General features: G+C 71.1%; 13 protein-coding genes. 1 reads left to right on the top strand and 12 read right to left on the bottom strand.

What is annotated here, in order from left to right; all coding sequences use genetic code 11:
* Position 1: 1 nt before the first annotated feature.
* The 6 genes from NLX83_RS11565 to NLX83_RS11540 form a co-directional block, all read right to left on the bottom strand.
* Positions 2–1966, bottom strand: a complete 1965-nt coding sequence (locus NLX83_RS11565) for a bifunctional MFS transporter/dTMP kinase (RefSeq protein ID WP_254234828.1) — start codon at positions 1964–1966, stop codon at positions 2–4.
* A 206-nt stretch (positions 1967–2172) separates the two neighbouring features.
* Complete coding sequence (locus NLX83_RS11560) at positions 2173–2589, bottom strand: hypothetical protein (RefSeq protein WP_254234827.1); 417 nt, start codon at positions 2587–2589, stop codon at positions 2173–2175.
* A 103-nt stretch (positions 2590–2692) separates the two neighbouring features.
* Positions 2693–5506 (bottom strand): type I DNA topoisomerase, encoded by a 2814-nt coding sequence (gene topA / locus NLX83_RS11555; RefSeq protein ID WP_254234826.1) that lies wholly within the window; start codon positions 5504–5506, stop codon positions 2693–2695.
* 163 nt (positions 5507–5669) lie between these two features.
* Positions 5670–6260, bottom strand: coding sequence for a hypothetical protein (locus NLX83_RS11550; RefSeq protein ID WP_254234825.1), 591 nt, complete (start codon positions 6258–6260; stop codon positions 5670–5672).
* Between the two features lie 109 nt (positions 6261–6369).
* Positions 6370–6987, bottom strand: coding sequence for a hypothetical protein (locus NLX83_RS11545; RefSeq protein ID WP_254234824.1), 618 nt, complete (start codon positions 6985–6987; stop codon positions 6370–6372).
* A gap of 193 nt (positions 6988–7180) precedes the next feature.
* Entirely contained in the window at positions 7181–9502 is a 2322-nt protein-coding gene (locus NLX83_RS11540; protein WP_254234823.1) for a sodium-translocating pyrophosphatase, read from the bottom strand.
* 242 nt (positions 9503–9744) lie between these two features.
* Between NLX83_RS11540 and NLX83_RS11535 the strand changes: the two genes are divergently transcribed.
* Positions 9745–12144: a DEAD/DEAH box helicase gene (locus NLX83_RS11535; protein ID WP_254234822.1), complete on the top strand. Its 2400-nt coding sequence runs from the start codon at positions 9745–9747 to the stop codon at positions 12142–12144.
* Here NLX83_RS11535 and NLX83_RS11530 read toward each other — a convergent pair.
* The 6 genes from NLX83_RS11530 to NLX83_RS11505 all read right to left on the bottom strand — a co-directional run bounded on the left by NLX83_RS11530 (position 12141) and on the right by NLX83_RS11505 (position 15508).
* On the bottom strand, positions 12141–12761 hold the full coding sequence (locus tag NLX83_RS11530; protein ID WP_254234821.1) for a bifunctional DNA primase/polymerase: 621 nt from the start codon (positions 12759–12761) through the stop codon (positions 12141–12143). The two genes, NLX83_RS11535 and NLX83_RS11530, sit on opposite strands and share 4 nt — an antisense overlap.
* A 252-nt stretch (positions 12762–13013) precedes the next feature.
* On the bottom strand, positions 13014–13337 hold the full coding sequence (locus NLX83_RS11525; protein WP_254234820.1) for an Rv3654c family TadE-like protein: 324 nt from the start codon (positions 13335–13337) through the stop codon (positions 13014–13016).
* Positions 13338–13366: 29 nt separating this feature from the next.
* On the bottom strand, positions 13367–13723 hold the full coding sequence (locus NLX83_RS11520) for a TadE family type IV pilus minor pilin (RefSeq protein ID WP_254234819.1): 357 nt from the start codon (positions 13721–13723) through the stop codon (positions 13367–13369).
* Complete coding sequence (locus tag NLX83_RS11515; protein WP_254234818.1) at positions 13723–13989, bottom strand: DUF4244 domain-containing protein; 267 nt, start codon at positions 13987–13989, stop codon at positions 13723–13725. Before NLX83_RS11515 ends, NLX83_RS11520 begins: the two co-directional genes overlap by 1 nt.
* Before the next feature lie 14 nt (positions 13990–14003).
* A complete protein-coding gene (locus NLX83_RS11510; RefSeq protein ID WP_254234817.1) occupies positions 14004–14630 on the bottom strand; it encodes a type II secretion system F family protein in 627 nt (208 codons plus the stop codon).
* Positions 14631–14737: 107 nt separating this feature from the next.
* Positions 14738–15508, bottom strand: coding sequence for a type II secretion system F family protein (locus NLX83_RS11505; protein WP_254234816.1), 771 nt, complete (start codon positions 15506–15508; stop codon positions 14738–14740).
* Positions 15509–15512: the final 4 nt, after the last annotated feature.

The raw sequence follows: 15512 nt of genomic DNA, 5'->3' as shown, positions 1-15512 counted from the left end.
ATTACCCCGCTTCGGAACTCGCCAGGGAGCCATCGGTCGGTGGCACCGTAACGCGCCGCGCCGACAGCGCGGGAAGCACCGCCTCCCGCACCCGTAGTGCCACCTCCTCCCCATCTCCGTCCGCGTCGACGACCACGTACCGCTCCGGGTCCGCCGCCGCGAGCTCGGTCAGCACGTGCCGCCAGGTGTGCTCGATCCGCCCGGCAGGCCCGGCCGGGGCGCGGTCGAGCAGCACGGTGACCTCCGGGCGCAACCGCCCGGTCGCCCAGTCCACGAGCCCTTCCGGCGCTCCCGCCGCGAACGACACCGTCGGCTCGCACACCAGGACCACGACCGAACCGGCTTCGAGCGCGGGCAGCACCTGCCGCTCCACCACGTCCGCGCGGACCGCGGCGGCCAGCAACGCGTGCGCCCGGTGACCGGTCAGGCCACCGTGTTCCGCCAGGTCGCGCAGGCGTTCGCCCTCCAGCGCCGGGTCACCCGCCAGCAGCACCTCGCGTCCACCCTCGCGAAGCCAGTCCACCAGCAGGCGTGCCTGCGCGGCCGTCTCGGCGACCGTATCCCCCTCCACCGACAACAACAGGCCGCTGCCCGTGCGCGGGGTCCTGACCAGCGCGGACAGCAGGGCACGGACGCCTCCGGAGCGCCGGTCGTCCATCTGCCGGTAGGCGATCCACCCGGCAACGGCGGCGACGAGACCCGCGGCGAACAGCACCGGCCTGGTCGGATCGACCCGCACCACCCGGCCCAGGGCCTCGAAGGTGATCGGCGGGACCACCGCGACCAGCAGCGGCACCACGGCCATCGCGCCCATCAGCACCAGCCGGACCAGCGACTGCATGAACGCCACGGTCCGTCCCCGGACTGCGTCCTCCACCTGCGCGCCGATGATCGTCATCCCGGTCAGGAAGGCGATCCCGGCCGAGGTGCCGACCAGGGCGACGGTCACCAGCGCCACCCACAGGTGCGGCGCGAGCGCGGCCGGGACCATCGCGAACCCGGCGGCGATGATCGCGGCGCCGAAGAGCCGGTTGTGCGGCATCCGCGCGGCCAGCTTCGGCGCGAACACCATGCCGACGCCGAGCCCGGAGAACACGGAGACGAACAGCAGGCCGTAGCTGCCGTCGCCGCCGGAAAGGCTCAGCGCGTAGAGCTTGGCGCAGGCGATCACCGCGCCGCCCGCGGCGAAGGCGCCGCCGATGCCGATCACCAGACCGCGCACCAGCGGCGTCCGGCCCACGAACGTCAAACCGTCCCGGACCAGCGCGAACAGGCTCTCCCCCGCCAGCTTCCCGGCGTCGTGGGCGCGGCCGGAGATCTCCGGGATGCGGATCGCGACGGTGATCGCGTTGCCCAGGTAGAGCACCGCGTTGAGCAGCAGCGCGACCGCCATCGTGCCGGTCGGGCTGAGCTGGAGGGCCAGTGTCGGGCCGATCACGGTCAGCGCGGTGAACAGGCCGGACGCGGCCACCACGGAGACGCCGTAGGTCATCACCATGTTCAGCTGGTTGGCCGTCTCCACCTGGTCCGGCCTGCGCAGCAGGTTCGGCACGGCGGCGTCCTTGGCGGGCGCCCAGAAGAGCGTGACCAGCTCGATCAGGAAGGTCGCGACGAACAGCCACCACAGCGAACCCACCAGCGGCACGCTCACCAGCAGCAGGCAGCGCAGCACGTCGCAGATGGCCATGAGCGCGCGCCGGTCGAACTTGTCCGCGAGGGCGCCCGCGACCGGGGCGAACAGCAGCGCGGGCAGCAGCTTGGTCACCACGACCCCGCCGAGCGCGAAGCTCTGCGCCTGATAACCGCTGGTCATGTTGGTGGCCAGGGCCGAGAGCGCCAGCAGCGACAGCCAGTCACCCACGCTGCTCAGCGCGTTGACGGCCCACAGCCTGCGGAACGGCTGGATGGCCAGCACGCTGCGGACCCGGTGAGCGGTCGAGACCGGCGGCGTTCCCGCGTCACCCACGTGGATATCACCCGTTCGCGTTAGGCGGAGCGGTCTTCAGCCTAGGGCCTGTTCGCGGGGCCTCGTTCGATGAGAGGTGGGATCGGGGTCGTTCCTGGCAAGACTCGGGGGAGGACGCGTACCGGTGTTGTACGTGGCCTTCGCCGAGGCGCGGCCAGGGGCGGGCTCGGCCCACCTGTCGCGAACACGGGCTCCTCGAACAGGTCCTAGGGGAACAGGTTCTCGGCGACGTTCATGATGAAGCCCAGCAGCAGAATGCCGACGAAGATCAGCACGCCGAGCCCGCAGCCGGAGTTCCTCGCGGCCTGTTGCAGGGGCTGGGCTTGCGGGGGCGGCGGCATGGGTGGCAGCGGCGGACGGACCGGCGGGTGCTGCGGGTGCTGCGGATGTCCCTGCCGTTTCTGCCTCGGCCGCTGCCTCGGCGTCGGAGCGCGTTCGGCGGCCAGCGCCTCCTCGAGGGCGCGCTGGACGGCCTCGGCGTCGGGCGGGCCCGGTGGCCGCACGGGGATCCGGGGCTGCTCGGCGAACTCGACCTCGGCGGGCGCGCTCAACGCGTCCGGGAAGTGGCGAGGCGGCGGAGGGGCCTGGGTGCCGTCCGGGCCGAACAACGCATCGGAACTCACAGGCCCTCACCTCCTCTGGCGAGTGTCCTACCCCCGTCGCCGCGCCCTCAAGCCCGCAAACCCGAGCAGAGGGGCCGCAACGGGCCCCTCCGCCTGGGTCGGGTCAGGACTTCGAGGCCGAGGCCTTCTTCGCGGCCGGTTTCTTGGCGGCGGGCTTCTTCTCAGTGCTCTTCTTCTCGGTGCTCTTCTTCGCCGCGGGCTTCTTGGCCGCCGCCTTCTTCTTCGGCGCCGGTCCCTTCGCCCGCTTCTCCGCGAGCAGTTCGGCCGCGCGCTCGTCGGTCAGCGTCTCGACGTCGTCGCCCTTGCGCAGCGACGCGTTGTACTCGCCGTCGGTCACGTACGGGCCGAAGCGGCCCTCCTTGACGATCATCGGCTTGCCGGAGACCGGGTCGTTGCCCATCTCCTTCAGCGGCGGGGCCGCCGAAGCCTGCCTGCCCCGCTTCTTCGGCTCGGCGTAGATCTTCAGCGCCTCTTCGAGGGTGACGGTGAACATCTCGTCCTCGGAGGCGAGCGACCGCGAGTCCGTGCCCTTCTTCAGGTACGGGCCGTAGCGGCCGTTCTGCGCGGTGATCTCGTCGCCGCTCTCCGGGTCCTTGCCGACCACCCTGGGCAGCGAGAGCAGCTTGAGCGCGTCCGCCAGCGTCACCGTGTCCAGCGACATGGACTTCAGCAGCGAGCCGGTGCGCGGCTTCGCCTTGCCCGCGTCCTCCGGCAGGACCTCGGTGACGTAGGGCCCGAACCGGCCCTCCTTGGCCACGATCTCGTTGCCGCTGACCGGGTCGTTGCCCAGCGTCCGGCCCTCCATCGGGGTCGCGAACAGCTTCTCCGCGATCTCCGAGGTCAGCTCGTCCGGCGGCAGGTCGTCGGGCAGGTTGGCCCGCTGCACGTCGCCCTCGGCCCCGCTGTCGCCGTCGCGCTCCAGGTACGGGCCGTAGCGCCCGACGCGGACCATCACCGTGCGGCCCTTGTCGTCGGAGAACATCGGGATCGAGTTCACCTCGCGGGCGTCGATCTGCTCCACCGACGAGCCGACCAGCTTCTTCAGCCCACCGGCGCGGCCGATCGAGCCGTCCGGGCCGATGTCACCGCCGAAGTAGAACCCGGCCAGCCAGATGGTCCGCTCCTGACGACCGGCGGCGATGCCGTCCAGCTCGTCCTCGAGCGCGGCGGTGAAGTCGTAGTCGACCAGCCGCCCGAAGTGCCGCTCCAGCAGCCCGACCACCGCGAACGCCACCCAGGAGGGCACCAGCGCGGAGCCCTTCTTCCACACGTAGCCGCGGTCCTGGACGGTGCTGATGATCGAGGCGTAGGTGGAGGGGCGGCCGATGCCCATCTCCTCCATCGTCTTGACCAGGCTCGCCTCGGTCAGACGCGGCGGCGGGTTGGTGGTGTGCCCGTCCGGGTCCAGCCGCGTGGTGGAGATCGGCTCGTCCTTGGTCAGCCGCGGCAGGCGCGTCTCGGCGTCGTCCGCCTCGCCGCCCGCCTCGGAGTCCACGGTCTCGACGTAGGCCTTGAGGAAGCCGGGGAAGGTGATCGTGCGACCGGAGGCGGAGAACGTGCACTCCTCACCGCTGTCAGCGGTTCCGGTGATGCGCACGGTCATCGTGGTGCCCTTGGCGTCGGCCATCTGCGAGGCGATGGTCCGCTGCCAGATCAGCTCGTAGAGCTTGAACTCGTCGGTCTCCAGCTCGCGCGCGACCTGGCCGGGGGTGCGGAAGACCTCACCCGCGGGGCGGATGGCCTCGTGCGCCTCCTGGGCGTTCTTGACCTTGCGCGTGTACTGCCTCGGCTTGTCCGAGACGAACTGCGCGCCGTAGAGCTCGGTGGCCTGCGAGCGGGCCGCGGCGATCGCGGTCTCCGACAGCGTGGTGCTGTCGGTACGCATGTAGGTGATGTAGCCGTTCTCGTAGAGCCGTTGCGCGGTGCGCATGGCCCGGTCGGCGGTGAACCGCAGCTTGCGCCCGGCCTCCTGCTGAAGCGTCGAGGTCATGAAGGGCGCGTACGGCTTCCGCGTGTACGGCTTCTCCTCGACACTGCTGACCGCCATTGCCGCGTTGGCAAGACCGGTGGCCAGGCGGCGCGCCTCGGCCTCGTCCAGCGTGCGCACCTCGGAGGTGGCGCGGAGGTTGCCGTCCGGCCCGAAGTCGCGTCCGGTGGCCAGGCGGGTGCCGTCGACGGAGACCAGGCGGGTGCCGAAGGAGCGCGGGTTGGCCGCGTCGCCGTCGGACTTCATGGTCTCCATGACCGCGGAGATGTCCCAGTACGAGGCGGGCACGAAGCGGATCCGCTCGCGCTCGCGCTCCACCACGATCCTGGTCGCCACCGACTGGACGCGGCCCGCCGAGAGCTTCGGCATGACCTTCTTCCACAGCACGGGGCTGACCTCGTAGCCGTAGAGCCGGTCCAGGATGCGGCGGGTCTCCTGGGCGTCAACGAGGTGCTGGTCCAGGTCGCGCGGGTTGGCGGCGGCGGCGCGGATGGCGGGCTCGGTGATCTCGTGGAAGACCATCCGCCGCACCGGGACCTTGGGCTTGAGGGTCTGCATCAGGTGCCACGCGATGGCCTCGCCCTCGCGGTCACCGTCTGTCGCGAGGTAGAGCTCGTCGACGCTCTTGAGCGCCTCCTTGAGCTCGGACACGGTGGACTTCTTGTCCGGGGTGACGACGTAGAGCGGCTCGAAGTCGTTCTCCACGTCGACGCCGAGCCGTGCCCACGCCTCGCCCTTGTACTTGGCCGGTACGTCGGCCGCACCCCTCGGCAGATCGCGGATGTGCCCTCGTGAGGACTCCACCACGAAGTTCCTGCCCAGGTAGGAGGCGATTTTGCGCGCCTTCGCCGGTGACTCGACGATCACCAGGCGACGGTTGCCCGAGCCGCCGTCACCGCCGTCCTTCTTCGCCCGTGTCGACCCTGCCACGCTTATACCGCTCTCTCGTCCCTGTAGTACGTCCCGGTTCGCAAGTGTGCACCGAGCGCAGTCACCCTCGGTGTTGCGGGTGAGCTGACAGAGTGGCACACCGGGCAACCGGCCCCGTGGTACTCACCCTGTGAACACGCTCGCCGGACGCCGGATTCCCAGGTCAGGCGCCCAGTCGAACAGGCCATTCCGCCGGGGCGGCCCCCGAGGGGACCGGCCCGACGAGCTCGGCGAGCCGCGCGAGTCGCCTCCGCCCGGTGATCCGCAGCGCAGGCTCACCGTCACCGGCGGCGATCACCGTCGCCGTCAGACCGGCCGCGGTCAAGACCCGCAGGAGTGGATCATGGGTCTCCGGCGCGGCCGGATCCAGCCCCAGCAGGTAGGCCGGGCCCTCCCAGCGCCCGGCGGCCAGCGCCCACATCCGCAGCGCCCGCCCGTCGAGGGTGAAACCGGCCGGGACCCGCTTGGTCCCGCCATGCGACCAGGCCGCGGCCAGCCCGGTGAGATCGGCCCGAAACGGACTGCCCAGCTCCGGCAGTCCGCGCTCTGACCAGCCAAGACGGGCCAGCACGCCGAGCTCGGCGCACACGGTGGCCAACGCGCCCGCCCGCCACCGGTCGGCCAGTTCCACCGAGACCCGCGCCGCGGTGCCCCGCCCGAACCCGATCACCCGGCCCCGGGCGCAGAGCAGCCCGGCCAGGTCGCCCAGGGCGGGCGGCGCGGCCTCGGCCGAGTAGAAGGACAGCTGCCCCACGCGGGCAGCGTAGAACAGGTGTTCGAATCCAGGCAGTCGTGGTCACGCACAGCGAGGAGTCGAATTCGCCCGTCCGGATGACGCCGTGCGAGCTACGCCGGTTGAGCCCCTACAGCGTGCTCTGACCGGTCAGCGCGCCCCGGAGGTCGCGGCAGGAGGCGTGCGCGGCCATCGCCTGCTTGATCTCCGGGTTGTTCTCCAGCTCGGCGAGCACCTTCGGCTCGCCCTGCGCGGCCGGGTTGCCCTCGCCGCTGAGCGCCCGCATGACCGACTCGGTGAAGTGCGCCGCCGCCGGGTCGATCGCCTCGGTGTCCTTGCGCGAGGTCTCGAACACGCCGATCTGCCCGGAGAAGTCGGTGAGCAGCAGCTGCTGGATCCGCTCGCCGTCCAGCACGTCCGGCGCGCCGCCGTCCGCCAGCTTCTTCTTGATCTCCGAAGTCCGCTTGATGGCCGCGTTGAGCAGGTCCAACGCCGCGCGCTTGGCCCGGTCGGTTGAGCCGTGGGCGGTGGGGTCGTAGTCGATGAAGGTCGCGATGGTCTTGAGCGTGTCGACGAATCCGGTGCAGGTGGAGGCGGCCCAGCTGCTCACCGGCGCCTTGTGCGCGCCGATCGTGGTGGCATCCGCGGGCCGGTCCCCCGCTGCGACGTCGGCGCCTCCGCGTGCACAGCCCACCACCGCTGCGAGCACGCCCGCCGCGACTGTCACCACCAGAAGCTTGCGATCCACCTGACTACCCCCAGCGCTTCAGTGCCTCAGACAGCATTGATCTTCAGCAACCGATCCGGAAGTTACCGGCACCCACTGACACTCTCATGGCGGGGTACCCCCGGACGAGTTACTAAATTCAGGTCCGCACCCGAGAACAACTCGGCCCACCCCGGGAGTGTTCCCAGGATGGGCCGAGTGATGCCGACGAGAATCAGGCGGTGGTGCTCGCCGCGTCCTCGGGGGCCTTGTCGTCCGCGATGGCCGTCGGACGGCGCTTGGAGACCAGCACCGCGCCGACGATCACCAGGACCGCCACGATGGCGATCGCGGCGCGCACGCCGGGCGAGGCGCTCTCGCCGACGCTCAGGGTCACGATGGCCGGTGCGATCAGCACCGACACCAGGTTCATGACCTTGATCAGCGGGTTGATCGCCGGGCCCGCGGTGTCCTTGAACGGGTCACCGACGGTGTCACCGATGACGGTGGCGGCGTGGGCGTCGGAGCCCTTGCCACCGTGGTTGCCGTCCTCGACCAGCTTCTTCGCGTTGTCCCACGCACCACCGGCGTTGGCGAGGAAGACCGCCATCAGGGTGCCGGTGGCGATGGCACCCGCCAGGTAACCCGCCAGCGGACCGACGCCGAGGCCGAAGCCGACCGCGATCGGGGCCAGCACCGCCAGCAGGCCGGGGGTGGCCAGCTCGCGCAGCGAGTCCTTGGTGCAGATGTCCACGACCTTGCCGTACTCCGGCTTGGTGGTGCCGTCCATGATCCCGGGGTTCTCCCGGAACTGGCGCCGGACCTCGAACACGATCGCGCCCGCGGCCCTGGTCACCGCGTTGACCGCGAGACCGGAGAACATGAACACCACGGCCGCGCCGATGATCAACCCGACCAGCAGGTTCGGCTGGACGATGTTGTACCCGAACGACAGGCCCAGGTCCTGTGCGACGCCACCGAGCGCCTTGGTGATCGCGTCCGTGTAGGAGCCGAACAGCGCGGTCGCCGCGAGCACGGCGGTCGCGATCGCGATGCCCTTGGTGATCGCCTTGGTGGTGTTGCCGACCGCGTCGAGCTCGGTGAGGACCTTCGCGCCCTCGCCCTCCACGTCGCCGGACATCTCCGCGATGCCCTGCGCGTTGTCGCTGACCGGGCCGAAGGTGTCCATGGCCACGATGACGCCGACCGTGGTCAGCAGGCCGCAGCCGGCGAGCGCGATGGCGAACAGCGAGATGATGACCGAACCGGAGAGCAGGAACGCCCCGTACACCGCGGCGCCGATGACCAGCGCCGTGTAGACGGCGGACTCGAAACCGACCGAGATACCGGAGAGCACGACGGTGGCCGCGCCGGTCAGCGAGGTCTTGCCGACGTCCTTGACCGGGCGGTAGTCGGTGCCGGTGAAGTAGCCGGTCAGCCACAGGATCACACCGGCGAGCACGATGCCGATGATCACCGCGACCGCCGCGATCATGGCCGGGCTGCCCTCTTCGGCCGCCACCTCAGGAGCCAGGCCGGTCAGGCCCGCGAAGGTGCTCGGCAGGTAGACGAACGCCGCGATGGTGCACAGGACCGCGGAGATGATCGCCGAGATGTAGAACGACCGGTTGATCGCGGTCAGACCGCTCTCTCCGGGCTTGGTCCTGGTGATGTAGACGCCGAGGACCGCAGTCACCACGCCGATCGCGGGCACGATCAGTGGGAACAGCAGGCCCTGGGTGCCGAACGCGGCGGTGCCGAGGATCAGGGCGGCGACCAGCGTGACGGCGTAGGACTCGAAGAGGTCGGCGGCCATGCCCGCGCAGTCACCCACGTTGTCACCGACGTTGTCGGCGATCGTCGCGGCGTTGCGGGGGTCGTCCTCCGGGATGTTCTGCTCGACCTTGCCGACCAGGTCGGCGCCGACGTCGGCGGCCTTGGTGAAGATGCCGCCGCCGACACGCATGAACATGGCGAGCAGCGCGGCACCGAAGCCGAAGCCCTCCAGCACCTTCGGCGCGGCACCGGCGTAGGCCAGCACCACGACCGCGGCACCGAACAGGCCGAGGCCGACGGTCATCATGCCGACGACGCCACCGGTGCGGAAGGCGACCCTCGCCGCCTTCTCCCGGCCGCCCTCACCCTCGTTGGCCGCGGCCGCGACCCGGACGTTCGCCCTGGTCGAGAGCCACATGCCGAGGTAGCCGATGGCCGCGGAGAACACCGCGCCCACGATGAAGAACAGGGAGCGGCCGATCCTCTCGGACCAGTCGTCCGCGGGCAGCGCGAACAGCAGCACGAACACGATCACGACGAAGATGCCGAGCGTGCGGAACTGGCGGTTCAGGTACGCGGCCGCACCCTCCTGCACCGCCTTGGCGATCTCCTGCATCTTCTGGGTGCCCTGGCCGGCCGCCAGGACCTCCCTGAGCAGGACATACCCAATGCCGAGCGCGGCAAGAGCCACCACGGCGACGATCACGACGAGGCCGCGATCACCTCCGCTGAGCTCGATGCCCTGCGCCCACATGCTTTGGGCGAGGTTGAGGCGGGACATCCGTCCTCCTGGTCTGTCGCGGTTATGCCACGCCAGGAGCCACCAGCTGCGTCAGCTCCGACGCGGAAAAGGCACGTGCATCGCCGGGACGGCGCGGTCCCGGCGATGCAACGGAGGCGGAGTCTATTGCCAACGTCACAGGCGCCTTCACCGCGTCCCTACACAGACACCCTCCGTGATCATCTCGGCCGCCCTGATCTTGGGTTTCGAGGCTGTCGGTCCCTGCTGTCAGACTCCGGGGCGTGCGTGGGCGGACGGACGGACGACAGGACATCCCCGGCGGCGCGTCGTACCGGCGCTCGCGCGGGCGCGACCTGCTGGATCAGGTGATCGCGGGCACCGGCCCGGACGAGCACCCGATCACCCACGTCGCCTCCGTCCCACCCCGGCCCGCGGAGTTCGCGGACTGGCCGGACTGGGCTCCCGGCGCGCTGGTCGAGGCGCTGGACGGGGACGGAGTGCGACGACCCTGGCGGCACCAGGTCGAGGCCGCCGAGTTGGCGCGCGCGGGGCGCGACGTGGTGGTCGCGACCGGCACGGCATCGGGCAAATCGCTCGCCTACCAGCTGCCGGTGCTCGCGGCGCTGACCGAGGACGAGCGGGCGCGGGCGCTCTACCTCGCACCGACCAAGGCGCTCGGCGCCGACCAGCTGCGCTCGGTCAACGGCTTCGGGCTGCCCGGGATCAGGGCCGCGTCCTTCGACGGCGACACCCCGAGGGTGGAACGGGACTGGGTGCGGGCGCACTCCCGGTGGATCTTCACCAACCCGGACATGCTGCACCGCGGCATCCTGCCCGCCCACGCCCGCTGGTCGGGCTTGTTCCGCAGGCTCACCCACGTGGTGATCGACGAGTGCCACGCCTACCGCGGGGTCTTCGGCTCCCACGTCGCGCTGCTGCTGCGGCGGCTGCGGCGGGTGGCCCGCAGGTACGGCTCCGACCCGGTGTTCGTGCTGGCCTCGGCCACCGCGGCGCGTCCGGCCGAGTCCGCATCGCTGCTGACCGGGACCGAGTGCCATGCGGTCACCGCGGACGGTTCGCCGAGCGGCGGGCGCACGGTCGCGCTGTGGGAACCACCGCTGCTGGAGGACCTGACCGGGGAGAACGGCGCGCCGATCCGGCGGTCCGCCGGTGCCGAGGCCGCCCGGCTCCTGGCCGACCTGGTGCTCCAGGGCGCGCGCACGCTGGCCTTCGTCCGCTCGCGGCGCGGGGTGGAGCTGGCCTCGCTGGGCGCCCGCCGCATCCTCGCCGACGTCGACCCCGAACTCGCGCGGTTTGTGGACTCCTACCGCGGCGGCTACCTGCCGGAGGAGCGGCGCGCGCTGGAGCGGGCCCTGCTCGACGGGCGGCTGCTCGGCCTCGCGTCCACCAGCGCGCTGGAGCTGGGCGTCGACATCTCCGGGCTGGACGCGGTGCTCGTGGCGGGCTGGCCGGGAACGCTGTCCTCGTTCTGGCAGCAGGCGGGCCGCGCCGGGCGGGACGGGGACGAGGCCCTGGTGGTCTTCATCGCCAGGGACGATCCGCTGGACACCTACCTGGTGCACCACCCGGCCGCGCTGCTGAGCCGCCCCGTCGAGGCGACGGTGCTGGACCCGGCCAACCCGTACGTCCTGGCGCCGCAACTGGCCTGCGCCGCGGCGGAGCTGCCGCTGACCGAGGACTGCGTCGCCGCGTTCGGTCCCGCCGCGCGACCGGTGCTGGACGGGCTGGTCGCCGACGGGGTGCTGCGGCGGCGGCCGGCGGGCTGGTTCTGGACCGACCGGGAAGGTCCGCACGGGACGGTCGACATCCGGGGCTCCGGCGGCGAGCAGATCGCGGTCGTCGAGGGCGAGTCCGGCAGGCTGCTCGGCACGGTCGACCCGGATTCCGCTTGCGCCACAGTGCATCCGGGCGCGGTGTACCTGCACCGGGGCGAGTCCTACGTGGTCGACGAGCTCGACCTGGACGCCGGTCTCGCGCTCGTGCACGCGGAGGACCCGGAGTGGACGACCGCGCCGAGGACGGTCGTGGATATCTCCGTGGTGCGCACCGTGGAGGAACGTCGCTATTCAGGTGGGGTGTCGGTCTGCCTCGGCGAGGTGGAGGTGACCTCCGAGGTGGTGGGCTTCCTGCGGAAGCTGCCCTCCGGCCGGATTCTGGACCAGGTCCCTCTCGACCTGCCCGCGCAGACCCTGACCACGCGGGCGGTCTGGTACACGCTGTCGGAGGAGTTGTTGCGCGGTAGCGCGCCGGGGGGCGCCGGTATCGAACCGGCGCGCACCCCCGGCGCGCTACACGCTGCCGAGCACGCGGCGATCGGCCTGCTACCGCTGTTTGCGACCTGCGACCGTTGGGACATCGGCGGGGTGTCCACCGCTTCGCACGCTGACACCGGGGAGGCGACGGTGTTCGTGCACGATGGGCATCCGGGGGGAGCCGGCTTTGCCGATCGCGGCCATGCCGCGATTGTCCCTTGGCTAGCAGCTACGCGGGAGGCGATCGTTTCCTGCGAGTGCCCGGCGGGGTGCCCGTCCTGCGTTCAGTCGCCAAAGTGCGGGAATGGCAACGAACCGCTGGACAAGGCGGGAGCGGTCGCCGTACTCGATGCGGTACTCGCCGTTGTGGGGTCGAGTCGCGTCGAGCAGGCGAGCCGTTCCCTCTAGCGCTCCGCGGTAACCAGCCGCGCAGCGTTGTCGAGGACGTCGGAGCGCAGAGCCAGGGACAGAGCGTCCTGGACGATCTCCGAGCTCGGCAGGTTCCAGCCGCAGATCTGCGGCTTGACCCGCCAGTGGCCGACGCCGTGCTGGAAGGGTGAAGGCGGAAGCGGGATGTAGCTGTCCTTGCCGTGCAGGACGATGCCGTCCTGTTCGGCCAGCTCCGCGCGGAGCTGGGTACCGGTGTCGGTGAGGAACAGCCAGCGCCCCGAGGGGGTGGCCGCGATGGGGACGACGACGCCGGCCGCGCGCAGCTCGATGGCGGCGCGGCGACCCAGCTCCGCGTCCACCTCGATCGCGTCGAGGACGATGCCGGTGGCCACGAGCAGCGAGTAGGGGCGGCCGCTCCACCAGGTGGCGACCTGGTCGGGCTGGGTGCCGACGCGCTCGGCCCAGTCCTGGTGCACGGGAACGGGACCGTCGGTCTGGATGCCGTCCCGGCCCGCCCAGCCGGCGGCGGTCGGGTAGGTACCCGGCAGGACCGGCCAGCCGCGCCACGCGAGGCCGATGGCCTCAGCGCGCAGCTCGATCCGGAATGCTCCGCGCCAGCTATCCGACCAATCCATTTTCTGCCTCCAACGACTGCTTCTCGCTTCTACTAAAACCAAACGGCACAACGGCCACCTTGCGTAACCCCGCGTCGACAACCGGTAGCTACGGCACGGCGAATGAGACCTAGATCGCAGACGGAACGAACTTCGCGGACCATTCGACTGCGACGACCGGCACCCCCTCTCCGGGGGTAATGCCGATCACAGTGGATCTTTCTGCCGCTCGCCGTGGCTCACCGACCGCTCATCGCAGTAGGCGCATGTCGATCACTCAGCCGGACCGGCCCTGGCCCGTGCGACGACCGGTACGACGAACGGCAGCGCACCGTTCGCCGTCATCCGAACCTCGACGAGCGCGTCCCATCCGTCGAGCCGGCAGGAGGTCACCGCGACGCCCATCCGGGCGCCGACGCGCTCCGCCGCACGGCACGACGCAGCGGTCCCGGCGGTCGCCTGCCCGGCCGCCGCGAGCGCCGCGAGGTCGGCCGCCGCCTCGGCCCGGTGCCGGTTGACCAGTGCCGAACCGAGCCCGATCAGCAGCGCCAGCACGGAGAGCAGACCGGCGACACTCATCGCCGCCGGTACGGTCACCGAACCTCGGTCGACCTCATACGAGCTGGTCAAAGGCCCGATACAGGCTCGCCAACGCCGGGCTCCAGCACCGCGAAGGCACTGCCGCGCAGCCGCAGCCCCGGCAGCAGGCGCCCGAGCGCGGCCGCCTCCACCGCGACCGAAACGCTGTCGCCGTCCCGCCGAACGGTCAGCACGGCACCGGCCGGAGCGATCTTGCCGAGCACCTCGGCCGAACCCCCGTGATCGCCGCGGGAGATCAACCGCGCGATCTCGCGGGCGGCGTCGACGCACCGGATCTGGTCGGCGACGGCCCGCAGACCGGTGAGCGCAAGGCCGAGCACGAGCAGCAGCGCGGCCACCGCGATGGCGGCCTCCACGGTCGCCGCGCCCCGGTCGTTCGCCACTAGAAGGTGACATCGAGCGCACGCCGGACCAACCCCTCCAGGGCCGCCGTCACCGACTCGCCGGTGACCACCGCGTAGAGGATGCCGGCCAATGCGGCGGCGGCAATGGTGACGATCGCGTATTCCGAGCTGGCCATCCCGGCGTCGGAGTCGACGAGTCCGACAAGGCGGGACCGCGACCTCGAAAAGACCTTCCATTGCACTTTCAACAACCCCTTCCTGGGGCTCGGGTAGTTCTCCATGTATTTCTCGTCCACTTCGGACATTCCGCACGTCGCGGTTACCAGGCGGCCATCAGTCCGTTCGCCAACCCGGCGACCACGGGGGCGACGCCGAGGCAGAGGAAGGCGGGCAGGAAGCACGCGCCCAGTGGCGCGGACATCAGCACCGCCGCACGCTGCGCGAGCGATTCGGCCTGGTCAGCGGCCGTGGCTCGCTGTGCGGTGGCGAGTTCGCGGGCGAGCTGGGCGAGCGCGGCTCCCGACCTGGCGGTCCCCCGCGCCGCCCTGGCTAATCGTGTGGTTTCCGGGAGGGCGGACGCGGCCTGCCACGCGACGGTTGGATCTGCGCCCAGCGCAAGGAGGTCAGCGGCTTCCGCCAATGCGGCGCGAGCCCGGCCCGACAGCCGGTCGGCGGCGATGCGCACGGCGGCAGGCACCGGCATCCCGGCTTTCAGGCACGCGGCGAAGATGTCCCACGCCGCGGCGAGCACCAACGGGTCGGCTTCCGGCGCGGCCACCGGCCTGTTGAGCAACCAGCGGGCTCCGTACCAGGCCAAGACCGCGAGAACAGGGCTCACCAGAGCGGAATTCGGCTCTATGGCAACGAAACAGCCACCCACGCTGAGCCCGGCGACAACGGCCAGCACCCGCCGTCGAGGACCGGCTCGGGAATCCGCGTCGTGCACTACGCGAGGCTGTCCGCCGAGCGCACGAAGTCTTGGTCGAGCGCCTGGCGGGCTGGGCGCTACGACCGATGCGACCGCCAACACGAGTGCCGCCAGGGCTTGCGCGGTCATGCGGTCACCACCCGCGTGATCAAGCGCGCGCTCCAGGCGAGGCCCGCGCACATCAACGCGGCACCGATCACCAACAGCCCTTGTCCGAACCCGGTCCGCGCGAGCACCGCGAACGGCGCCGCTCCCATCGCCTCACCCAGGAGCAGACCAACGATCGGCAAAGCCGCCAGCACCGCAGCGGTGGCACGTGGACCGGCCATCCGCGCGTCGACCTGACTCTCGAAGCGAATCCGCTGGCTGAGGTCTCGGTGCAGGGCCTCCAACAGCTCCGCCAAGGGCACGCCGTAGTTCTCCGCCGTGCTCCACGCCTCGCCGAACTGGCGCAGGACCGGACCACGCAGGCGATCCGCGGCGGCGAAGTGCTCGATTGCCGCACGCACATCTCCACCGAGCCGTGCCGTGGAAGCTATGGCCCGCAACACTTTCCCTGTCTCGGAGGCCGAATCCGCAGCCACGTTCGCGACCGCGCTCGCGGGGTGCGCTCCCGATCGCAGCTCACCGACGACGAGTTCGAGCGCTTCCGCCAGGTCACGCGCGGCGGCACGGCGGCGGAGGTCGAAGCGCCGACGTCGCGACTGCCGCCCGACGGTCCAGGCCAGAACAGCGAGCGCGATCGCGCCGCCCGCATCGGCGAAGAGGAACCCGCACGCTCCGGCGGCCACGATGAGGAACGCCGCGTTCGGCCGGAACCGCGTCCATTCGGCACGCTTCGGCGCTCCGGACAGCGCTGCGAGCCTTGACCGCGCGGAAACGTTGGGCCACAACATGATC

The organism is Allokutzneria sp. A3M-2-11 16, assembly GCF_024213555.1.
GTDB lineage: Bacteria > Actinomycetota > Actinomycetes > Mycobacteriales > Pseudonocardiaceae > Allokutzneria.
Note: the sequence above shows the minus strand (reverse complement) of the source record. Positions and strands in the feature narration are given on the sequence as shown.